The following is a 21,922-nucleotide window of genomic DNA, read 5'->3' as shown; positions in this document are numbered from 1 at the left end:
GTCACGCGCTCGGAGCCTCCCCTGGGATCCCCGCGCGGACCTGCCGGTACAGCCGCGGGACCGTCGGCGCGGGCAGCGCCGACAGCCTCCGAGGGCTGGCGGATCCGGTCGCGGCCAGATCGCACAAGACGTGGTAAAGGTGGCTCAGCGCGCGCAAAGCCGGGTCTTTCGCCCGCTCTCCGGCGGCAGCCGGGGTATACGCGAACAGGGCCACGTCGGCGCGCGCCAGCGGGCCCTCCGCGGCCGGTCGACCCGTTCCCGGCGGAGCCGCGGTCAATTCCTCGACCGCCTCGGCGAGCGCGGTGCACGCCGCCACCGGGCCTTCGGGATGCCGAGTGCACGAACCGGGCGACCGCATCGCGACCGCGAGCGCCCTGCCGTGCGTGGTCAGCGCGGCGTAGAGCGACAACCGGTGCCGCAACCGGGGCGAGGTCGTGCCGCCGAGCACCGGGCGGGTCAGCGGGCGCGCGACCAGTGCGAGCTGGTACAGCCGGTGGTCGAGATCGCGGGCGAGGGCGTCGAAGTCCGCCTCTGCGCCGGGTTTCCGCTCGAGCCGCGCCGCGGCGGCGGTCAGCACCTCGTGCAGCGCGCCGAGGAGGTTGTTCCGCACCGTGCGCACGGTGTCCCGAGTGGACAATGGGGTCACGAGCAGCGCGACCAGCAGGCCGACCGCCGCGCCGATCGCGGTTTCCTCCAGCCGCAGCAGGAGCAGGCCGGGCGAGAACTCGTGCAGCACGCTGTAGAGCTGGCCGACCATGATGGTCACGAAGAAGATCATGTACGCGTACGACAGGCGGATCAGGTAGAAGCCGAAGAACATGCTCGCGCAGATGGTCGCCAGCACCGCCGCGGCGTTGCCCGCGGTCAGCGCGGCCAGGCCGATCGACGCGGCGAGTCCCACGAACGTGCCGAGCACCCGGTTGAAGCCCTTGAGGAAGGTTTCGGTGCGGGTGGCGGTGCCGGTGAACATGACGAACGCGGCCAGCACCGCCCAGTAGTAGCGGGCGTCGGACAACTGCTTGCCCGCCAGGATCGCCAGCGCGCCGGCGATCGCGCCCTGCACCGCCTGCCTGCTCACGAAATCGAGGCGGGACAACGGGTTCCACCCGGCGTGCCGGGCTGGGACCTCGCCCGCGGCCGCCGCCGAACCCGGCAGCGCGCCGAAGACCAGGCCCACCGCCGGCTGGAAATCGTCGACGGGTTCGGCCCCGGTCGCACCGGGCCGCCGCGCCCGTTCGAGCACTGAGGCAAGTTCGAGCGCGGCCGCCGCGAAGTGCCGGGCGGGCCACCACCCGCCCGCCGTGCCGCCCGTCCGCTCCGCCAGCGCGGCCAGCCGGTACGCGACCTGCGCCGCACCCCGGTCGTCGTGCCGGGCCAGCCGGTCGGACACCTCCGCCGCCAGCACGGTCAGTCCGGAACCGCTGTCGACGAGCGCGCACGCGGAGGTCGCCAGCTGGTCGAGCAGATGGTGCGCGTCGACCATCGCGCGCCGGAGCGCGGCCGCCGAGAAACCTTCCGGCACCGCACCGGGTTGTGCCGACCACGCCTCGATCATCAGTGCCGCTTCGGCGATCCGCGCCTGCCGCCGCTGCACTCGCCGTCGGAGCCGCGCGTCCTGATGCGGGTCCGGGCTGCTCAGCAGATCCGCGCAGGACCGGGCGAGCGCCCGGCCCCGTGCGTCGAACGCGCGCACCACCTGGCCGAGCGTGCGTTTCGGGCTGGTGCGCAGCACCGTCAGCGACAACAGCAGCACCCACGCCGACGCCACCACCACGGCGAGCAGCAGCGAAGGCAGCGTCGCGACGCTGGCGTGCAGGAACGACGCGAAGAAATAGCCCATCCAGGCCATGAAGCCGTAAAAGAAGAAAACCGGCCCGAACCGGCGGACGAACACCGCCAGGAACATCACCACGACGAAGACGACGAGCATCAGGTCCGGATGCGCGCCGACCGCGGCTCCCGGCGCCATCCCGGCCCCGAACGCGACCGGGAAGAACACCGCGGTCTTCACCTTGGTCCAGGCGGGCGAGTCGCCGAGGGCCATCGACCCCATCATCGCGACCACCGCGCCGAGCAGCATCCCGACCAGCGCGCCCTTCGGATCCGCGCCGGTGAGATGCGCCAGCAGGTACTCCACCCCCAACGCGGTGCCCATCGACACGGTCGCCGCGAGCGCCGAGCGCAACCGGCTCAGCCCCGGGTCCGAGGCGGCCACCCGGTCCCGGATCTCCGTTGCCCTGGGCAGCATCCACCCCGCCTTCCCGTCCTCGTGCGCGATCACCGGTATGATACCGATATTTCCGCGACGCCTCTTCGGCTCATCGGAGGACCCGGGCCATGGACCAGCCCCCCGAACCGCTCGACGTGCTGGAACGCGCCACCGCGGTGCTGGTGCGCAACTTCGAGATGCTGCGCCGCCGCACCGACGTCTACGCCGAACTGGACCAGGCCGAGTACCTGATCCTGCGCACGCTCGACGACCTGGGCCCCGCCGACATCGGCACCCTGGCCGGCGCGCTGGGCCTCGACCCGTCCACCGCCGGACGGCAGGTCTCGGCCCTGCTCCGCAAGGAACTGGCCGAACGCAACCCCGTCAGCGACGACCGCAGACGCTGCGTCATCACCCCGACCGACCACGGCCGCGACCTCATGCACCGCACCCGGGCCCGGCGGCGATCCACCGTCGGGGAACTGCTGGGCGACTGGACGCCTGGCGAACTCGACACCTTCGCCGAACTGCTGACCCGCTACAACAACGCCGTCACCCGCCGCTACCTCAGCGACTGACCTCGCCGGACGACCGGCCCAACGCAATCGCGCAACCGCCGAGCGACCGGACACCCGGCGAACTCGACGCCTTCGCCGGGCTGCTGACCCGCTACAACAACGCCGTCACCCGCCGCTACCTCGCCGACTGACCTCGCCGGTCAGCTGCGCGGCACCCTCGAGGTCGATCCAGAACCGGTCCTCGCCCCGCTTCCGACCATCTGGCACGCCGCCGTTCGAGAGGATCACCCGGCGCGAGGGTTCGTTGTCCTCGGCGCAGGTCAGCAGGACGCGGTCCAGACCGAGGCCGCGGCATTCCGCGAGCCCGGCGGCCAGCATCCGCGTGGCATGGCCCTGCCGCCGCCACGGGGGCACCACGTGATACCCGATGTGCCCGCCCGCTTCGGCGAGTTCGGCGGTGAGTTCGTGCCGGACCACCAGGGTGCCCAGGTAGTACTCGCCGGAGACGTACCAGAAGATCGTGGACGGCACTCCCCACCGCTGCCGCACTCCGCGCCGGGCGGCGACGAACCCGGCGAAGTCGTCGCTCGCCTCGTCCAGCCATTCGGTCGGACGGCCTTCGAGCAAGCAGTCAGCCTGCTCTCCGACGAGGTACGACGTCCGCACCGCAGTCGTGGGCAAGACGAGACGGGGCGGTTCGACGAGACGGATCATCGGGCCAGTCTTCCTGCCGGAAGCCCGCCGCACAGCTCATTTTCGCGTCCGGGCGTCACGCCTTTGCGAGGTCCGCGTGCCCTTCCCGCAGCGCGCGCTTCACGATCTTCCCGCTCGGGTTCTTCGGCAGCGCGTCCACGAACACCACGTACTTCGGGCACTTGTACCCGGCCAGGTGCTGCCGGGCGTGCGCGAGCACCTCGTCCTCGGTGAGCGTGACGCCCTCGCGCGGCACAATCGCCGCGGTGACCGCTTCGATCCAGTGCGGGTGCGCGACGCCGAACACCGCGACCTCGGCGATCCCGTCGAGCAGGTACAGCGCTTCCTCGACCTCGCGGCTCGCGACGTTCTCGCCGCCGGTCTTGATCATGTCCTTCTTCCGGTCCACCACCGAGAGATAGCCCTCTTCGTCCAGCACGCCGAGGTCGCCCGAGTGGAACCAGCCGCCCTCGAAGGCCGCCGCGGTTTTCTCCTCGTCCTCGTAGTAGCCGAGCGTCGCGTGCGGGCTGCGGTGCACGATCTCGCCGACCTCGCCGGGCGGCAGTTCGCGGCCGTCCTCGCCGACGATCCGGGTTTCGACGTTGATGGACGCCCGGCCCGCCGAACCCGCTTTCGCGAGTTGTTCGTGCGGGCGCAGGATCGTGGCGAGCGGGGCCATCTCGGTCTGGCCGTAGAAGTTCCACAGCTGCACGTCCGGCAGGCGGCGCGCGAGTTCGCGCAGCACCTCGGCGGGCATCGGCGACGCGCCGTAGTAGCCCTTCCGCAGGCTCGACAGGTCGGTCGTGTCGAACGCCGGGTGGCGCAGCAGCGAGATCCACACCGTCGGCGGCGCGAACAGCTTCGTCGCGCGTTCCCGTTCCACCGCGGCCAGCAGCGCCGCCGGGTCCGGGCCGGGCAGGATCACGCTCGTCGCGCCCAGGTAGACGTCGACCGACAGGAAACAGTCCAGCTGCGCACAGTGGTAGAGCGGCAGCGAATGCACCTCGATGTCGTCGCCGGTCATGCTGCCGTCGATCGCGCACGAGACGTATTGGGCGATCAGCGAACGGCTCGACAGCAGCACGCCCTTCGGCCGCGATTCGGTGCCTGAGGTGTACATCAGCCGCAGCGGGTCGTCGTCCGCCACCAGCACCGCGGGCGCGGTTTCGTCGCCGGGCTCGTCGATCCAGTCCGCGATGCTCTCCCATTCGCCGCCGCTGCCGCCGATCCGGGCCCGCAGCGCGTCGGTGCGGCCGGAGCGCTTCAACGCCTCCGCGGCGGTGTCGAGCAAGGCGTCCTCGGCGATCAGCCCGGACACTCCGGCGTGGCCGAGGATGAACGCGACCTCCTCCGCGCCGAGCATGAAGTTCACCGGCACCAGCACCACGCCCAGTTTGGCCGTGGCGAACACGAGCACCGCGTACTCCCAGCAGTTGCGGCTGAGCAGCGCGAGCCGGTCGCCCTTCGCGAGGCCGCGCTCGGCGAGCCGGTGCGCGCAGCGGTTGACCGCCGCGTCGAACTCGCGGTAGGTCGCGCGGCGCTCGCCGGAGACGATCGCGAGCTTGTCCGGCAGGCGCAACGCGGTGCGCCGCAGGAGATCCCCGACGGAATGCTGGCGGGCGTGCTGGATCGCTTCCGCCGTTTCGGCGCTGAACGGGCTCGGCATAGCGGGAGTCTCATCCACCGGCGCGGCGCGCGCAAGCAGGACCGGCGGCGGCCCTCGGTAGGCTCTCCGGCACCACCCGGGGAGGGGCGCGTGGACGAGACCGAAGCACCGACGCTCGACCGGCCGGACATCACCGGCCGGCTGCCCCGGTACCGGCTCGTCCGCCAGCTAGCGCGCACCCGGATGAGCGAGGTCTTCGAGGCGGCCGACACGACGGACGGGCGCGCGGTGGCGCTCAAGGTGGTCGGCCCGGAGTTCATGGCGGTGCCCGGATTCCGCACCCGGTTCGAGCGCGAAACCCGGATCGCGCGCGAGCTCGAGCACCCGAACATCGTCCCGGTGCTGGACGCCGGGTTCACCGAAGACGGCTACCTCGGCTACCTCGCGATGGAGTACGTGCGGGGCACGAACCTCGCGCGGACGCTCGCCGACCGGGGTCCGCTGTCGTTCAAGGAGACTCTCGGCATCGGCCGCGAGATCGCCGCCGCCCTCGACGCGGCGCACGACCGGCGGCTCGTGCACCGGGACGTCAAACCCGGCAACATCCTGCTCGACGCCGACGGCCGCGCGTACCTGTGCGACTTCGGCATCGCCCGCCAGCTAGACCTCACGCAGCTCACCGCGACCGGCGCGTTCCTCGGCACCGTCGGCTACGCCGCGCCCGAACAACGCCAGGGCAAACCGGCCGGACCGGCGGCGGACGTGTACTCGCTCGCCTGCGTGCTCTGCGAATGCCTGGCCGGCGCTCCCCCGGGCCACCACGCCGAACTCGGCCACCCCGGCGTGCGCGCGCTTCGCCGGTCGCTCAGCACCGATCCGGCCGCCCGGCATCCGACCTGCACCGCGCTGGTCGACGATCTGGTCGCCGCTGAACGCTGGGACCGGCGGCGCCGGTGGCTGCTGCGCGCGGGAGTCCCGGCGGTCGCCGCGGCCGGGCTGCTCGTCGCCTCGCTGACCACCGGTGCCCTGTCCGGGGTGGACGACACCACGCTCGCCCGGATGCCCGCCGCTTTGCGGACCGACTGCGCGACCGCGGACACACCCGTCTCCGGCGCGACCGCGACGATCACCTGTCACGACCCGTCCGGCCGCGCCGCGACGACCGCGCTGTACGCCGACCAGAAACAAGCCGCCGACGCCTACTCCGCCTTGCTGTCCCGCGTCGGCGAGACGGCCGGGCAAGGAGACTGCGCCGTCGCTTCGGGGGCCGAACATCGTTACCCGGCAACCGGCCCCGCCCTCGGCCGCGTGTTCTGCCATGCCGGAGGCGGACAGTCCATGGTGGTCTGGAAGGACGACGCCGCCCGCGCAGTCACCACTGCCACGGCTTCGGCGAACGACGACGCCGCCCTGCGCGCCGCCTGGGTCGGCTGGACCGGGGCACCGGCATTCCCGACCCCGGACGAAACCGCCCTCGCCGAGATCGCCGCCGGGAACAAATGCCACCGCGCGGCACCAGCGGATCTCGGCAACTACCCCGGAGCCATCGCCGGAATCACCTGCACACCACGCGGGACCGGCGCCCGCGACGTGTCCTACTACCGTTTCCCCGACACCCGGACGCTGCGCGCCAGCTTCGACGGTCTCGTCACCGCCGCGAAGGCGCCGAGCGGGAAACCCTGTCCGGGCGCGTCGCCGAGCACCACCCGTTTCGACTGGCTGAGCGTCGACCTCGGCCAGGTGCTCTGCCGTCCCGGCCGGGAAGGCACCGTCGCGATCGACTGGAGCCTCGACTCCTTCCACGTCCTCGGCCACGTCGCCGGCCCGAGCCCGGAAGGCACCGGCGGCTGGTGGACGCAATGGCATCTCGCGCCGCTGAGCCGGATCGTCGCGCAGGTCAACCGCGAGTCCTCGCCCGCGTTCCCGACGCCGGCGGAAAACGCGCTGCTGCAACGGATCCCGCCCGCCTCGCGGATCAACTGCGTGCGCCCGTCCGCGGACCAGCGCTGGCAAGACCTCGGCGCGGTGCAGGCCGACGCCGCTGTCGCGTGTGGACAGACCAGCGGCGCCGGACTGGTCGTCTACTACCAACTGCCCGACGCCGCCACGATGAACCAGGTCTTCAACAGCACCCAGACCACCGAGAAGGCGTGCACCGACCAGCCGCCCGATTTCGCCGCCGACCGCCCGTACGCGCGCGGCGGCCGCACCGGACGCCTCGCCTGCGCGACCCTCCGGCCCAGCGGCGAGCGCTATCTCAAGTGGACGGACGACCAGTCGGGGATCCTCGCGGTCGCGCACCGCGGCACCGAGCCGTTCGCGATGATCGACTGGTGGAACCACGACTCCGGCCCGTCCTGAGCGCTCAGCCCTCCACGGAGCCGCCGATCGAGGCCGACCCGGTGACGTTCCCGTGCCCGCCGCTCGCGGTGTGCACGGATTCCTTGCCGTCCACGACGGAGTACATGTCCACCTGGCCGCTCGCGCCGGAATAGGTGATCTCCAGCGTCCACTGGTGCGGTTTCCCGTCGGCGGGCACGGTGAGCGACTGCCGCCACGGCATCTTCACCTGCCCGGTTTCCTTGGTGACGCCGTCCAAGGTGTAGGTGATCTGTTTCAGGGAACCGGAACCGGTCGCGTTCAGCACGAGCGTGTGCGGCTGGCGATCCGGCACCTGTTCCTTGACCGGCGCGGCGGAAGAAGACGACGGCGCGGGCGCGGGGGCCGGGGCGGGGCTGCCCGAACACGCGGTCAGTGCGGCGAGGAGCGCGACCGGCGCGAACACCGTCCGGGCAGCAGTGCGAAGTTCCATGCGCGCACCGTACTGATCCGCGGCCGGGACCGGTCCCCGCTCGGGAAATCCGCTCAGCCGTCTTTCGCCCACACCCGCACGGCCACCGCGACCGCGATCCCGGCGACGCCGAGCACGATCCCCGCGACCAGCAGCCCGGACGCGATCAGCCCGAGCGCCGCGGCCGCGAACAGCGCGACCTCCAGGAAGAACCGGGTCGGCTCCGGACTGCGCCGCTTCGCCTTCGGCGCGATCACGAGCCCCCAGATCGCCGCCGCCAGCGCGGGCCACAGCACCGCGGACAAGATGTTCAGGAACACGTTCCCGCCCAGCCGCGCGCCGGCGACCGCGAGACCGGCCAGCAGCGCCAGTTCGGTCAGGAAGCGGATGGCGAGCACCGCGCCGGGGAAACCGCGCGATGCGGGTCGAGTGGTGGTCACGCCGCGAAGCCTAACGGCCGGGCCCGCGCTCCGTGCGCGGAGTGCGGACCCGGCCGGAATCAGCGTCGCGCCACCATCCGGGACAACGTCATCAGGATCGCCCCGAACACCAGCAACGCCGCCCCGAACACCGCGAGCCGCGGCGTGCTCACCCCGGTCTTCGCGAGCGCCTGCTGCTTCGGCTGGCTGGCTTCCGGCGCGGAGGTCTGCGTCGGCTGGCTCGTCGTGACCTTCTGCGGAGCCGAAGCCTTCGGCGTCACCTTGGCGACCTCGTGGACGCGGGCGGTGAGCGAGTCGGCGTGCTTGGCGTCCGACAGCGACCCCGGCGGGTTCGCCTGCTTTCCGCCCGCCCAGACGAGACCGCTGATGTCCTTCTTCGCCGCGGTCGACGAGGTGGACGCGGGCGGCTTCGTCGCCGAGGACGTCGGACTGCTGGACGTCGTCGGGCTCGGCTTCGTCGTGGTGCTCGGCGAAGGCGACGCGGTGGCCGAACTGGTCGGCGTCTTCGTCGGAGTCTTGGTCGCCGAGGACGTCGGCGGCGCGCTCGTCGTCGGCTTGGCCGACGTCGGCGGCTTCGTCGAGGTGCTCGGCTTCGGCGGCACCGGGGCCTCGCTCTTCGGGGCTTCGCCGCCGGCGAGCTTGATCAGCTGCTCCATCGAGCCGTTGAACGAGTCCTGGTCGCCGGGCTTGTTGCCGGAGTCGGAGTACTGCCAGATCGTGTAGTAGCGCCAGCCCGAGGGCAGCGGGCCCGCGCTTTGCGCGTACCGGGCGATGAACAGCGGATGCGTGTCGCCGAACGCCGCCGAGTTCCCGGTGCAGGTCTTCCACCAGTCGGTCGTGGTGTAGAGCATCGGCCAGCGCGACGTTTTCGCGTGCAGCCGCTCGGAGAACGACTTCACCCACGAAACCATCGCCGGCTTGGACAGGCCGAAGCAGGTCGAGCCGTAGGGGTTGTATTCGATGTCCAGCATCGGCGGCATGGTGCGGCCGTCCGCGGACCAGCCGCCGCCGTGCGCGACGAAATAGTCCGCCTGGGTCGCGCCGTCGGACACGTCCGGACGCGCGAAGTGGTACGCGCCGCGGATCATCCCGACGTCGTAAGAACCGTTGTACTGCTGCGCGAAGTACGGGTTGCGATACCCGGTGCCCTCGGTCGCCTTGACGTACGCGAAACGCGCGCCCGCGTTCCAGGCCGCTTTCCAGTCCACATTGCCCTGGTGCCCGGACACGTCCATGCCCGGCACCTCGGCAGGCGCTGCCACCGCCTGGGGCGCGTGCAGCAGCCCCAGCGCACCGACGGCAGCCACCGCTGCCGCCGCGACGACCGCACCCGCCCGAGCCGCTATCCGCCCGGAGCCCGTCATCCTCTACTCCCTCTTCTTTTCCCGCCCTGGGAGCGCTCCGGCCGTCCGCCTCTCTTCCCCAAGAGCGGCACCGGATCACCTGGGCGAGCCCCAGTGTGTGTGACACGCGGGACGCCTGTAAACCACTGGGAGTGATGTGACGCGTGGTACACAAGAGGTTTTCCGAGGTCACCGGGGGTGCGCCCGGTCCGCGCCGGAATGAAACTCACCCACCCCGGGTCACTGTCGGCGGCGATTCCGGCACTCGTAGCAGCGGGTGATCACGCTCGGCCGCGCCGGAGCGGCTGGACCGCCCAGACCGGACAGCGGTCGTCCCGGATCCGAAGTCTTGCCGTCGCGCAAGGGCCGAAGGTCGTTCGTCCGGAACTGTTCGAGACCCGCCCGCGGCGCGCGACACGCCCGGCCCGGCGAGCCGTTCACGAACAACTCCCCCGCGCCGGAAACCCTTGCCCGCACTGTGGAAATCGCCCTTTACCAGCGGTTTTCGCGCCAGCGCCGGTAATCGCCCGGACACACAGCGTCAACCAGGCGGACGTCTTCGCAACATCTTGGCAACCGGCTTGACACCGGCTGTGGTCCGGACCACTCTGCTGGACATTGGTCTACACCATTTGTCATTCAGCCCCGGTCGCCGACGACCGGGCACCGAAAGGACGAGACACGTGAAGCGCTGGCTCATGCTGGCGGCGGGAGCCGCCGCCATCACGCTCGCCACGGCCGGCTGTGCCGGTTCGGGCGGGAGTGAGAACGCCTCGAGCGCTGGGGGCGCGCAGGACGGCAAGCTGACGGTCTGGCTCATGACCGGCTCCGCGCCGGACAGCCTGACCGCCGCCCTGAACAAGGAATTCGAAGCCGCCCACCCCGGCGTCAAGGTCGACTACCAGATCCAGCAGTGGAACGGCATCCAGCAGAAGCTGACCACCGCGCTGGCGAGCGACACCCCGCCGGACGTCATCGAGGTCGGCAACACCCAGACGCCCGCGTTCGCCGCGCAGGGCGTGCTGGCCGACCTCTCCGGCGACGTCAACAACCTCAACGGCGGGCAGTGGCTCGCCGGGCTCAAGGCGTCCGGCCAGTACGACGGCAAAACCGTCGGCGTGCCGTTCTACGCCGCCAACCGCGTCGTCATGTACCGCAAGGACATGTTCGAGCAGGCCGGCATCACCCAGCCGCCCGCTTCCAACGACGAATGGCTCGCGGACATCGCGAAGCTGAAGACGAAGTTCGGCAGCGACCCGCAGTTCCAGCCGCTCTACATGCCGGGCCAGAACTGGTACGCGCTGTCGTCGTTCATCTGGGACAACGGCGGCGACATCGCCAAGGCCGAGGGCAAGTCGTTCAAGTCGTCGCTCAACACGCCGGAAGCCAAGGCGGGCCTCGAGTTCTACAAGAAGCTCGTGGATTCCTCGGGCACCACCGCGCCCAAGGACAACGACGAGGCCACGCCGCAGCAGGCGGGCATCTACGGCGCGGGCAAGGTCGCCATGTTCATCGGCACCCCGAACGAGGTGGCGACTGCCGCCAAGACCGACCCGGGCATCACCGCCAAGACCGGCGCGTTCCCGATCCCGTCGAAGACCGCGGGCCAGACCGCCCCGGTGTTCCTCGGCGGCTCGAACCTGGTCGTCCCGCTCAACAGCAAGCACCAGGACCTCGCCAAGGACTACCTGAAGCTGCTGACCAGCACCAAGTACATGACGCAGCTCGCCGCCGGCGGCTACGTGCCGGGCACCTCCACCGACGTCAGCGCCCTGGACAAGGACCCGCTGGGCGCGGTGATGGCGAAGGCGTCGAAGAACGGCCGCGCGATGCCGGCCAGCCCGAAGTGGGGCGAGGTCGAATCCGGCCAGAACCCGCTGAAGGACATGCTGACCGCGTACCTGACCGGGAAGAAGACTCTCGACCAGGCGGCGGCCGACGCGAACACGGCCCTCGACAAGATCATCGGCGGATGACCGCGACGAAGGACAAGCCGATGCCGGCGGGGGCGACCCCGCCGGCATCGGCGCACGTCGGGGCGGCGCGGAAGCGGGGAAGCGGCTGGTTCAGCGAACGGCTCATGCCGTACCTGCTGATCTTTCCCGCGCTCGCGGCCGTGCTGGTGCTGCTCGGCTGGCCCACCGTCCAGATGCTCGGCATCAGCCTGCGCCAGCTCGACCTGCGCGAGCTGGTGACCGGCAAGATGGTGTGGATCGGCTTCAAGAACTACACCGACGTGCTGTCCGACCCCGAGTTCTGGGCAGTCGCGCTCCGCACGATCCTCTTCACCGGCGCGCTCGTCGCCGGGACCCTGCTCGTGGCGCTGCTGATCGCGGTGCTGATGCGGCACCTCAACCCGGTGCTGCGGATCTTCGTGCAGGTTTCGCTGGTGCTCGCGTGGGCGGTGCCGGTCATCGCCACCACCACGGTGTTCCAGTGGATCTTCGACCAGCAGTACGGCATCCTCAACAAGACGCTGGACCGGCTGGGCTTCCATTCGTTCATCGGGTACTCGTGGTTCTCCACCGGCACGAGCACGCTCGTGGTGATCGGGCTGCTGGTGCTGTGGCAGGCCGTGCCGTTCGTCGCGTTCACGCTCTACGCGGGCCTCATCGGCGTGCCGCGCGAGCAGTACGAGGCGGCGGGCATCGACGGGGCCGGGCCGTGGCAGACGTTCCGCGCGGTCAGCTGGCCCGCGATCCGGCCGATCCTGACGATGGTCACGTTCCTGTCGATGCTGTGGGACTTCAACATGTTCGCCCAGGTGTGGGCCATCCGCCAGGGCGGCCCGGACGGCGCGAGCACGACGCTGGCGATCCTGCAGTACCTCAAGGGCATCGCGGGCAGCCACTTCGGCTCCGCCGCGGCCATCGCCACCATCATGCTGGTGCTGCTCCTGCTGGTCACCGGCCGGTACGTGCAGCTGCTGGTCCGGACCAAGGACGGGGAGATCGCATGAGGAAGTCCCTGCCCGCCCGGGTGCTGGTGTCGGCCGCCGGCATCCTCGTGGCGCTGCTGTTCCTCTTCCCGACGTACTGGATGTTCACGACGTCGCTCAAGACGCCGGGCGACGTGCTGTCGCCGAAGTACGACCTGATCCCGACCTCGGCGACACTGTCGAACTTCGCTTCGGCGCTGACCAAGCCCGGGTTCGTCACGTACCTGACCAACAGCCTGATCGTGACGCTCGGCGCGGTGCTGGCCGCGCTGGTGGTGGGCGTGCTCGCGGCGATCCCGCTGGCGCGCTTCCGCTTCCGCGGCCGCAAGGGGTTCCTGCTGCTGATCCTGGTGGCGCAGCTGGCCCCGCTCTCGGCGCTGTTCATCCCGATGTACCTGCTGATGCGCGACATCGGGCTGCTGAACACGCTGCCGTCGCTGCTGCTGGTGTACTTCGCGACGTCGCTGCCGTTCACCGTGTGGATGCTCTACGGGTTCGTCAACGGCATCCCGTACGACCTCGAAGAGGCCGCGATGATCGACGGCTGCAGCCGGGTCGGCGCGTTCCGCCGGGTCACGCTGCCGCTGCTCGGGCCGGGACTGGTCACCACGTCGGTGTTCAGCTTCATCACCGCGTGGAACGAATTCCTGTTCGCCCTGGTGTTCATGCGCGACCAGTCGAAGCAGACGCTGCCGGTGTGGCTGTCGTCGTTCAAGACGGCGTTCTCGATCGACTGGGGCGGCGTCATGGCGGCCTCGGTGATCTACGCGATCCCCGCGGTGATCTTCTTCCTGATCGTGCAACGGAAACTCGTGTCCGGCATGACCGCCGGCGCGGTGAAGGGATGACGGTGGCTGACCTGTCCGAAACCCGCCGGCTGGCCGAAGCCGTTCTGCTGCCCGGATTCGCCGGGACCACGGCGCCGGACTGGGTGCGTCGCCGGCTCGCCGAGGGGCTCGGCGGCGTGATCCTGTTCGGCCGCAACGTGGTCGACGACGAACAGGTCGCCGCGCTCACCTCGGCGCTGCGGTCCGAGCGGGACGGCGTGGTCGTCGGGATCGACGAAGAGGGCGGCGACGTCACCCGCCTCGACGTCGGCAAGGGCTCGTTCGTGCCCGGCCCGCTCGCACTCGGCGCGGCCGGGGATCCGGAGCTGACCGCGTCCGTCGCGGCCGCTCTCGGCGAGCGGCTCGCCGCGTGCGGGGTCACGGTCAACCTCGCGCCGTGCGCGGATCTCACGCTCGCAGCGGAGGATCCGGTCATCGGCGTGCGGGCGTTCGGCTCGGACCCGGCGGCCGCCTCTCCGCACGTCGCGGCGTTCGTGACCGGCATGCAGAAGTACGGGGTCGCCGCGTGCGCGAAGCACTTCCCCGGACACGGTGCGGCGACCGAGGATTCGCACCTCTCGCTGCCGGTGCTGCCGCGGACCGCCGCCGAGCTCCGGGAGGTGGAACTGGTTCCGTTCGCCGCGGCGATCGAGGCGGGCGTCCGGACGGTCATGTCCGGGCACCTCGTCGTGCGGGAATGGGGCGAGGAACCGGCGACGTTCAACCGGACCGCGCTCGTCGACGTGCTGCGCGGCGAACTGGGGTTCACCGGTGCGGTCATCACCGACGCGTTGGAGATGGGTGCCATCTCCGGGGCGTACGGGAGGCACGACGGGATCGGCGAGGCTTCGGTCCGGGCCCTCCTGGGCGGCGCGGACGCGCTGTGCCTCGGCGGGGCCGCGTTCGACGCGGAGACGCTGGACCGGACCGCGGAAGCGATCGTCGCGGCGGTGACCGAGGGGCGGCTTTCCTTGGCGCGCCTGGCCGACGCCGCGGCCCGGACCGCTTCGCTGGGCTCCTCCCCCGCTCCCGCCGCGGTGCAGCCGGTGGACTACTCGCTCGGCCTGTCCGCCGCCCGGGCCGCCTTGCGGATCACCGGCACGCCGCGGTTGGCCGGCCGGTCGCTCGTGGTGGACGTGCAGACCGAACCGGGCATCGCCGCCGGGCCGATGCCGTGGGGGCTGGGCGCGCATCTGGCGGAACTGGTTCCGGGCACCCGGACGCTTTCGGTGTCCCCGGACGACGTCGCGACGGTGGTGGCCGAAGCCTCGTCGGTGGACAGCATCGTGGTGGTGACCCGGGAAGCGCACCGGCACCCGGCGGTGCGCGAGTTCCTGGCCGGTCTGTCCACTGTGGACTACATTCGGGTCGAGACCGGGGTGCCGGGGCCGGAAGCCGGTGCCGCGCCGCGGATCGACACGTTCAGCGGCTCCTACGTGAGCCTGCGGGCAGCGGCGGAGTATCTCGCCCGCGCCTGACGCGGTACGTGAGGGGAACCCTCAGGGAATCACCGTCCCTGAGGGTTCCCCTCACGAACTTTCGTGCGGTTAACCCCTGCCGCTCCAGGGGGATCCGGAGTCCGCGCGGAACGCGCTGCCTCCGGGTTCCAGGTCGAGGACGTCGAGCAGGCTTTGGTCTTCGTCGATGGCGTGATGCAGATGGCCGACCTTCGCCGTGCCGCGGTCGGGCTCGGATGCGCCGGAGAGAAGCCAGACGCCGTCGGCAGCGTCGTGCCGGACGTGCAGAATCGGCTCCTGGCGCTCGAAAACCTCGGCGGTCTGGACGCACGGCGTTCCGAGCAGCCAGTGCAGCAGCCACCACGCCCGCCGGTCGCGCTCCACGACCAGATCGGCGACCGCCCAGACGAACGGCAGGTCCGGGTGAGCGCGCGCCTGGTCCGCCGTCAGGTCCGGACCGCCTTCCGGAACGCGTTCGAACGGGTCGTCGGTCAAAGAGAAGGCGTGCCCCTCTTCGTTGTCGAAGATGACCGCGTGAAAGGTCCCGCCGCCGGGGTTGCCCGCGCCGATCCCGACCGACAAGCGCGCGACGTGCGGGTCCGCGCCGGTCGTCCAACCGAGCGCGTACGAAGCCAATTCCCCCCGCGGTCCCACGAACTCCCCGAACGCCCGCCGGTCCATTCCCGTGACCGCGCGGGTCGGCGCCTCGAGCAGCGCCCCCTCCACCACTTGGATGTCCACTGCCGCAACATAGCGGATCAGAGGGCCAGTTCGGCCCAGACGGTCTTCCCGCCTTCCCGGGGCGTCTGGCCCCAGCGCACGGCGATCGCGTTGATCAAGGCCAATCCGCGTCCGCCGCCCTCGTACCCCTCCCGGTAGCGGGCGAGGACCGGAAGCGAATCGGACACCTCGATCAGGAGCCGGTCTCCCGGCAAGGACAGGGCCACAGTGCACGGCGGACGGGCGTGCCGCATCGCGTTGCAGGCCATCTCGTCGAGCACGAGGCGCACGTCCGCCACCGCGTCCGCGTCAGTGTGCGGGCGGCGGCCGCGCACGAACGCCGCTGCCTGGTCCCGGATCCCGCGCAACGTCGTGGAATCCTGCGTCAGCATCAGGTCCAGTCGCGGGATCGCGCCCTCCGGCGACGCGGCGCGCGCGGGCAAGCGGCTGGGCTGGAACTCGTCCACACTCATCGCTTGACCTCCTCTCGGCCGTACTGCGCCTGTCCGGGGACAGGTACCCGCGCGACGTCTTGCCAATCTTTCGGCGCTGCCCGCGAATTCCGCGGCGATTTCCCGGCAGTTCTCCGGAACTGGATACCCGCGGAGCGGAGGCGGCAAACCGGAATCCCGGGAATGGCGCGCGAAGTCGCCCGCCGCGCAGTTTTCCCGGCCCGGTTTCGCGCTTGCCGTGCGGGGTTTCGTGTGCTGTGCCACCGTTTTTTCATGACTGACATGCCTGCTTACCCGTCCCCTTCCGCCGGAACTCCCGCCGAAGCCCCGCCGCGCCCCGCGGTGATCACGGTCGCTTTCTGGGCGTTCGTCGCCGCGACGCTCGTCGGCTTGGCCGGAGCCGTGTTCCTGTTTTTCGCGCATGACGCGCTGGCCGACGCGATGCGAAGAGCGAACGGGCAGAACGCCGCACGTCTCACCGACGCCCAGATCGACCAGGCGGTCACGATCGGGATCGTCGTCGGGGTGGTGATCGCGGTCGTGATCGCGTTGCTGCGCCTGCTGTTCGCGTTCAAACTCCGCGCGGGCCGCAACTGGGCGAGGATCGTGCTCACCGTGCTCACCGCGCTCCAGGTGATTTCCCTGCTGGCCGGGCAGAGCACGGTCATCGGCTACGTCAGCACCGCCCTGGCCGTGCTCGGCGTGGTCCTTTCCTTTCTGCCGGAAGCCAATCAGTACGTCGCCGCCGCGAAGGCGCCCCGCTGACCGCGCGGCCGGTTTGCGCACTGCCTTCAGCGGGTAATCCGCGATTCCCCGGACACGAAAAGAGGGCATCGACGATGAGCGACACCGCCGGACACAAGGCCGAGGAGCTCAAGGGCAAGGCCAAGGAAGCGCTCGGCAACGCCACCGGGAACGAACAGTGGCAGGCCGAGGGGAAGGCCGAACAAGCGAAGGGCGCGCTCAAGCAAGCGGGAGAAAAGGTCAAGGACGCCGTCAAAGGCGTGAAAGACTGACCTGCGGCGCCGAGCGGCGGCCGGGACTGCGGTTCCGGCCGCCGCTTCGCGTCCGCCCGTCCTCCAGTCCGCCGGTCCGGTTTAGCGGCCCGGTAAAGTCCGGCGGTGCGGCCCGGTGGCGGGCAGCGGCAAAGGAGGCCGGGGTGACGGACGCCGACACGCAGACCGATCAGGGCTGGGAAGCCGACCGGGTCGCGTTCTGCGCGGAACCGGCCGTCGACGGCTGGGCCCGCAGCGGCGTGGCCCTCGACGGCCCGCTCTCCCGGCAATTCGGCACGCTCGCGCTTCTCCTGCTCGACGCGGACTCCCTGCACGAGGCGATGGAGCGCGTGGTGTCCGCCGCGCTGCGGATCGTGCCGCAAGCCGATCTGGCCAGCATCACCCTGCGGTCGTCCGACGGCGGGTTCCACACCCCGGTCTGCACCGACCCGGCCGCCGAGGAGCTGGACCGGATCCAGTACCAGACCGGCGAGGGCCCGTGCCTCGAAGCCGCCCGGCACGAACGGCCGGGACACGCCCTGACCAACAACCTTCCGGAGTCCGACGCCTTCCCCGAATTCGGCGTGCGCGCCGGGCGGCTCGGGTTCGGCTCGCTGCTGGCCACGACGCTGCTGCCGGACGCCAAGTCCGACCTGCCGCCCGGCGCGATCAACCTCTACAGCCGCGAGCCGGGGGCGTTCGACGACGACGCCGTCGACAGCGCGCTCATCCTGGCTTCGCACGCCTCGCTCGCCCTCTCCGGATCGTCCGCGCACACCGCGGCCGCGCTCAAGGAAGTCCACCTCAAGCGCGCCGTCGACAGCCGCGACCTCATCGGGCAGGCCAAGGGCATCCTGATGAACCGGCGCGGGGTCACCGCCGACGCGGCGTTCGACATCCTGCGCCGCACGTCCCAGGACCTGAACGTCAAGCTGGTCGAACTCGCCCGCACGGTGACCGAACGGCACCGGGAACTCGACCTCTGACTCCCGCCGGTTTCCGTCCCGATCCGTCCGGCTTGTGTGAATTCCCGGCGAACGGGTAGCCGGGGACCAGGGTCGGCCTCCGGCGCGCAGGAGACCGGGACCGAGGCTCCGCCGGTCAAGACCCGAGGCCGGCGGAGCCGCCCGGTAACCGTCACTCCTGTCCGAGTTCGCTGTGGCGGCCGGTCAGCGTGCGCGCCACCTCGACGAGTTTCACGTTCAGGTCCTGCGAAGTCCGCCGCAGCAGGTCGAACGCTTCCTCCGCGGTGAGGCCCTCCCGGTTCATCAGGATGCCCTTGGCCTGCCCGATGACGTCCCGCGTGTCGACGGCTCGCCGGAACTCGGCGCGGCGCAGTTCGGCGGTCTTCCGCAGGTGCGTGTTCGCCAGCGCCAGCGACGCGTGCGTAGCCAGCAGCAGCGCGATGCGGCGGTCGGGTTCGGCCAGGCTGTCCGCGCGGCGCGAATAGATGGTCAGCGAGCCCGCCGCCCGGTCGAGGCCGGGAGCTGCCGGGAGTTCGGTGGAGAACGCCGCGCGGCAGCCGAGGGCTCGCGCGGCGGCGGTGAACCGGGGCCATCGGGCCTCGGCCGCCAGGTCCGCGCTCGCGACATAGCTCGGGCCGTCCGCGCGGGCCGCCTCCACACAGGGGCCTTCCCCGTCGCGGTACTGGATCCGGTCCAGCTCGGCGGCGGTCTTCCCGGTCCGGGCAGCGGTGGAAAAGCGGCCGTCGGAACCCAGCACCGTGACGCTGACCCAGTCCGCCCCGGTGACCGCCGCCGCGGTCGCTTCCACGACCTGGCGCAGCACGTCCGCGACCGAGCTCGCGGACAACAGCATCCTGCTCAGCGACTCGAACCGGTCCGCGGCGTCCGGCCTGGCGCGATCAGCCGCACCGGATTCGCTTTTCACCGCGATCGCCGTCCGAACGAAGCCCCGGCTGCCAGGGAAACGAACTTGCTCGGCTGTGTCCCGGTGCAGCGTCGACGACGGCGACTCGCCGTACGCGGCCCGGTAGTGGGCGGCGAACACACTGGGCGCGTAGCCCCATCGGGCCGCGATCCGGGCGACGGTGTCCTGCTCCGGCACGGCGGCGCGCAGTTCCGCTCGGGCGCGATCGAGACGGGCCCGGCGCAGGTAGGCCATCGGAGTCGTGCCGAGATGTCTGCGGAAGGCCAACTGCACCGCGCGGGCCGAGACCCGGGCATCCGCGGCGATCTCCGCGATGTCGATCGGCCGGTCGAGATTGGCTTCGATGAAGGAAATCGCGCGGCGGAGCGTCTGCGAATGGGCGTCGAGCCCGTCCCCGGTGCGCTCTGCGGAGGCCGTGTGGGGGAACGCGTTCAGCACGGCTATGGCGAGGTAGCGCGCCGCCGTCGCCACAGCCAGCGGATTCTCCCCGACGCCGGGCACGCCGAGGACGTCGTCGCGCAAATGCGCGACGGTGGACCGCAGGTGCTGGGCGGCGCTGGCGTCGACCGGCCGGTGGTCGAGGAGCCGCACCGGCCGGTCGACGCCCGCGGCCTGGCTCAGCAGGGTCGGATCCAGCATGGTGATGCTGTATTTGGCGCGCGCGATCCGCCCAGTGTAGGGCCGGTCCGGGGGCGAGAAGGACACCAGATCCCCAGGGCCGAACGTCTCCGCTTCCGGCCAGCCGTGCACGATGTGGTCCTCGATCGTGCCCGATTCGAGGTCGCACAGGCAGATCGTGCCCAGCGGCTCGACGGCGTAGCTCATCTCGAAAGCCAGGTCGAGCCGGTCGGCGCTCAGGCCGTCCACCGCGTGCCTGCTGATGTGCGTGCGCGCGTGGCCGGTGTCGCTGCCGATCCGCATCGGCGCGTACGCGCTGCTCAGGAACGCTTCGGTCCGGCTGAGATCGTCGCTGTCGAAGGCGAGCGACCGCACCGCGCCGCTCGCCGCGAACGGCTGCCGGACGTCACCGGGTTCGGCCAGCGCCTCCGCCAGCGACGCGGCCCGCCGGACGGCCGCGTCCGGATCAGCGCTGTCCAGCCTCGTGGCCTGATCCGGTGCCGCCACCAGCACGCAGTCGCGATCGCGGGCGAACGAGACCAATGCCCGGGCCAGCAGCGCGGTCAGCGGCCTGATCCCGCGCAGGTCCACCACCAGGCGCGGGCCCGGCGCGACAGCGCGGCCCGCCGCGTGCAGCGCCTCGACGATTTCGGCCGAGTGAGTCTTCGCGAGCCGGTCCGGCAAGGTCAGCACCACGGCATCCCCGAGGTGCCGAGGGGCGATCTTCAGCTCCGTCACGGCAGCCGCACGACCACGTTTCGCCCGAAATCGCCCGGATCGGGCTTGGCCGCGCATCTCTGCGCCGGACGGGATGCTCGGCTCTCGGCGGTCGCCACACGCACTCCTAGGAGCGGGCCGGACCGGGCGCAGGGCGCGCCTCAGCCAGGGAGTTGTGGACGCTGCCTGCTTAACGCACCGAGGAAAAAGCCTACCCGGCACGATCTTCCGCCGGAGCGGGGCACGCCGGAACCGGCGGCGGGCGTTCCCGGCCGGACTGTCTACTGTGGACTACCGACGGAGCGGCCCGTTCAGCCGCGCGGCCCCGCGGCGCGGCGAAGCCGGTTCGCGATCGCGAGCCCCAGCCCCTTCTCCTCCGGCAGCGACGCGACAATCAGGTCGCAGCCCTTCCGGTCCAGCTCGCGCAGAAAGCCGTAAAGACCGCGCGCGTACTCGGCCAGCGAAGCCGGAACCGCCACCACCGCGTGCGCCCCCGGCGCTGCGACGTCCTGGGAAGGCGGCAGGAAGACACCCACCTGGTGCCCGAGTTTCCGCGCGCGCTCCGCTTCGGCGGCCACCTCGTCGGGCTCGACGAGAATCACCCGGGCCCGCGGCGCGTAGTGCGACGGGTGCTGGCCCGGAACCCGGATCGGGCTCACGGACGGCACCTCGAGGGAACTCCCGAGCACCGCTTCGAGGTCTTCCCGCGGCACGCCGCCGGGCCGCAGCACCCTGAGGGTGTCGCTGGTGGCGTCGACGATGGTGGACTCGACACCGACCTGACAGGGACCGCCGTCCAGAATGAAATCGACGGCCTCGCCCAGCTCCGCGCGGACGTGCTCGGCGGTGGTCGGGCTGACTGAGCCGAACCGGTTGGCCGACGGGGCCGCCGCGCCGCCGCCGAACGCCGACAGCAGCGCGAGCGCCACCGGATGGTCCGGGACGCGCACCCCGACCGTTTCCAGCCCGCCGGTCGCCGCCGACGACACGCGCGGGCCGCGCCGCAGCACCAAGGTGAGCGGTCCCGGCCAGAACTGCTCGGCCAGCAGCCGCGCGGGCTCGGGCACCTTCTCGACCCAGCCGTCCAGGTGCCCGGCGGCGGCGAGGTGGACGATCAGCGGATGCGTGGGCGGTCGGCCCTTCGCCTGGTAGATGCGGGACACCGCGGCCGGGTCCGAGGCGTCGGAGCCCAGGCCGTAGACCGTCTCGGTCGGGAAGGCCACCAAGCCCCCGGCGCGCAGCACCCCGGCCGCCTTCTCGATGTCGCCAGCTGCCGCGGTCACGCTCGCACTCTCCTGCCAGACGGATAGCTTTCCTCGCCCCGTCAGCCTAAGCCGCGCGCGCCAGGCGTTTTCACCCGGCGGCGAACCGCGCCTCCACCAGGTCCGAATGTATCCGCACCAGATCCGCGAGATGGTTCACCAGCAGCAGACCCCGGCCGCCCTCTCGACATCGCCAGCTACCGCAGATAGCTTCCCTCGCCCGTCAGCCCAAACCGCCCCCGCCAGGCAGCTTCACCCGGCGGCGAACCGCGCCTCCACCGTCGACCCCGCCGGATCCGAATGCATCCGCACCAGATCCGCCAGATGGTTCACCAGCAGCAGACCCCGGCCGCCCTCTCGACATCGCCAGCTGCCGCAGATAGCTTCCCTCGCCCGTCAGCCCAAGCCGCCCCCGCCAAGCGGCCTCACCCGGCAGCGAACCGCGC

At 71.3% G+C, this 21,922-nt stretch carries 19 protein-coding genes; 9 read left to right on the top strand and 10 right to left on the bottom strand.

Translation table 11 applies throughout. From position 1 onward, the window contains the following. Position 1: 1 nt before the first annotated feature. Complete coding sequence (locus FKO37_RS24860) at positions 2 to 2,281, bottom strand: FUSC family protein (protein ID WP_238605928.1); 2,280 nt, start codon at positions 2,279 to 2,281, stop codon at positions 2 to 4. A 56-nt stretch (positions 2,282 to 2,337) separates the two neighbouring features. Between FKO37_RS24860 and FKO37_RS24855 the strand changes: the two genes are divergently transcribed. Further along, the gene (locus FKO37_RS24855; protein WP_238605927.1) at positions 2,338 to 2,787 is read left to right on the top strand and encodes a MarR family winged helix-turn-helix transcriptional regulator; all 450 of its coding nucleotides are present in this window, start codon (positions 2,338 to 2,340) and stop codon (positions 2,785 to 2,787) included. Positions 2,788 to 2,892: 105 nt separating this feature from the next. Here FKO37_RS24855 and FKO37_RS24850 read toward each other — a convergent pair whose 3' ends face one another. Both FKO37_RS24850 and FKO37_RS24845 read right to left on the bottom strand, forming a co-directional pair. After that, positions 2,893 to 3,441, bottom strand: a complete 549-nt coding sequence (locus FKO37_RS24850; protein WP_238605926.1) for a GNAT family N-acetyltransferase — start codon at positions 3,439 to 3,441, stop codon at positions 2,893 to 2,895. Between the two features lie 55 nt (positions 3,442 to 3,496). After that, positions 3,497 to 5,086: an acyl-CoA synthetase gene (locus FKO37_RS24845; RefSeq protein ID WP_238605925.1), complete on the bottom strand. Its 1,590-nt coding sequence runs from the start codon at positions 5,084 to 5,086 to the stop codon at positions 3,497 to 3,499. Between the two features lie 90 nt (positions 5,087 to 5,176). On the opposite strand from FKO37_RS24845, the gene FKO37_RS24840 reads away from it, so the two are divergent. Continuing rightward, positions 5,177 to 7,387 carry a serine/threonine-protein kinase gene (locus tag FKO37_RS24840; protein ID WP_238605924.1) on the top strand — a complete coding sequence of 737 codons (2,211 nt, stop codon included), beginning with the start codon at positions 5,177 to 5,179 and terminating at the stop codon, positions 7,385 to 7,387. A gap of 4 nt (positions 7,388 to 7,391) precedes the next feature. Here FKO37_RS24840 and FKO37_RS24835 read toward each other — a convergent pair whose 3' ends face one another. From FKO37_RS24835 to FKO37_RS47600, 3 genes are read right to left on the bottom strand one after another with little or no spacing between them, the layout of a single operon-like run. After that, positions 7,392 to 7,838 carry a hypothetical protein gene (locus FKO37_RS24835; protein WP_238605923.1) on the bottom strand — a complete coding sequence of 149 codons (447 nt, stop codon included), beginning with the start codon at positions 7,836 to 7,838 and terminating at the stop codon, positions 7,392 to 7,394. A gap of 53 nt (positions 7,839 to 7,891) precedes the next feature. After that, positions 7,892 to 8,257: a YrdB family protein gene (locus FKO37_RS24830; RefSeq protein WP_238605922.1), complete on the bottom strand. Its 366-nt coding sequence runs from the start codon at positions 8,255 to 8,257 to the stop codon at positions 7,892 to 7,894. 59 nt (positions 8,258 to 8,316) lie between these two features. Next, the gene (locus FKO37_RS47600; RefSeq protein WP_308196547.1) at positions 8,317 to 9,621 is read right to left on the bottom strand and encodes a lysozyme; all 1,305 of its coding nucleotides are present in this window, start codon (positions 9,619 to 9,621) and stop codon (positions 8,317 to 8,319) included. Between the two features lie 662 nt (positions 9,622 to 10,283). Between FKO37_RS47600 and FKO37_RS24820 the strand changes: the two genes are divergently transcribed. Genes FKO37_RS24820 through FKO37_RS24805 form a run of 4 tightly spaced genes read left to right on the top strand, consistent with a single transcriptional unit; the run spans position 10,284 to position 14,843 of the window. After that, positions 10,284 to 11,576, top strand: coding sequence for a sugar ABC transporter substrate-binding protein (locus FKO37_RS24820; RefSeq protein ID WP_134727490.1), 1,293 nt, complete (start codon positions 10,284 to 10,286; stop codon positions 11,574 to 11,576). Beyond that, on the top strand, positions 11,573 to 12,559 hold the full coding sequence (locus FKO37_RS24815; protein WP_238605921.1) for a carbohydrate ABC transporter permease: 987 nt from the start codon (positions 11,573 to 11,575) through the stop codon (positions 12,557 to 12,559). The genes FKO37_RS24820 and FKO37_RS24815 overlap by 4 nt, the downstream gene beginning before the upstream one ends. Beyond that, on the top strand, positions 12,556 to 13,386 hold the full coding sequence (locus FKO37_RS24810; protein WP_043834374.1) for a carbohydrate ABC transporter permease: 831 nt from the start codon (positions 12,556 to 12,558) through the stop codon (positions 13,384 to 13,386). Before FKO37_RS24815 ends, FKO37_RS24810 begins: the two co-directional genes overlap by 4 nt. Beyond that, the gene (locus tag FKO37_RS24805; protein ID WP_238605920.1) at positions 13,383 to 14,843 is read left to right on the top strand and encodes a glycoside hydrolase family 3 protein; all 1,461 of its coding nucleotides are present in this window, start codon (positions 13,383 to 13,385) and stop codon (positions 14,841 to 14,843) included. Before FKO37_RS24810 ends, FKO37_RS24805 begins: the two co-directional genes overlap by 4 nt. 69 nt (positions 14,844 to 14,912) lie before the next feature. On the opposite strand, the gene FKO37_RS24800 is transcribed toward FKO37_RS24805, so the two are convergent. Together FKO37_RS24800 and FKO37_RS24795 are read right to left on the bottom strand one after the other, a co-directional pair. Then, on the bottom strand, positions 14,913 to 15,563 hold the full coding sequence (locus FKO37_RS24800) for a hypothetical protein (protein WP_238605919.1): 651 nt from the start codon (positions 15,561 to 15,563) through the stop codon (positions 14,913 to 14,915). A 17-nt stretch (positions 15,564 to 15,580) separates the two neighbouring features. Then, entirely contained in the window at positions 15,581 to 16,015 is a 435-nt protein-coding gene (locus tag FKO37_RS24795; RefSeq protein WP_238605918.1) for an ATP-binding protein, read from the bottom strand. A gap of 252 nt (positions 16,016 to 16,267) precedes the next feature. Here FKO37_RS24795 and FKO37_RS24790 point away from each other — a divergent pair, with 252 nt between their 5' ends. The 3 genes from FKO37_RS24790 to FKO37_RS24780 all read left to right on the top strand — a co-directional run bounded on the left by FKO37_RS24790 (position 16,268) and on the right by FKO37_RS24780 (position 17,975). Continuing rightward, a complete protein-coding gene (locus FKO37_RS24790) occupies positions 16,268 to 16,759 on the top strand; it encodes a hypothetical protein (RefSeq protein ID WP_238605917.1) in 492 nt (163 codons plus the stop codon). Between the two features lie 74 nt (positions 16,760 to 16,833). Continuing rightward, positions 16,834 to 17,010, top strand: a complete 177-nt coding sequence (locus tag FKO37_RS24785; RefSeq protein WP_067587345.1) for a CsbD family protein — start codon at positions 16,834 to 16,836, stop codon at positions 17,008 to 17,010. Positions 17,011 to 17,153: 143 nt separating this feature from the next. Next, on the top strand, positions 17,154 to 17,975 hold the full coding sequence (locus FKO37_RS24780) for an ANTAR domain-containing protein (protein WP_238605916.1): 822 nt from the start codon (positions 17,154 to 17,156) through the stop codon (positions 17,973 to 17,975). 151 nt (positions 17,976 to 18,126) lie between these two features. On the opposite strand, the gene FKO37_RS47595 is transcribed toward FKO37_RS24780, so the two are convergent. Continuing rightward, positions 18,127 to 20,235: an ANTAR domain-containing protein gene (locus FKO37_RS47595; RefSeq protein ID WP_308196546.1), complete on the bottom strand. Its 2,109-nt coding sequence runs from the start codon at positions 20,233 to 20,235 to the stop codon at positions 18,127 to 18,129. A gap of 290 nt (positions 20,236 to 20,525) precedes the next feature. Continuing rightward, positions 20,526 to 21,497, bottom strand: coding sequence for an L-threonylcarbamoyladenylate synthase (locus FKO37_RS24765; protein WP_238605915.1), 972 nt, complete (start codon positions 21,495 to 21,497; stop codon positions 20,526 to 20,528). Positions 21,498 to 21,922 lie beyond the last annotated feature (425 nt).

This window comes from Amycolatopsis sp. Poz14 (genome assembly GCF_006704225.1).
Lineage (GTDB): Bacteria > Actinomycetota > Actinomycetes > Mycobacteriales > Pseudonocardiaceae > Amycolatopsis > Amycolatopsis nivea.
The sequence above is the reverse complement of the archived record's forward strand: the minus strand, read 5'-3'. Positions and strand labels throughout refer to the sequence as shown.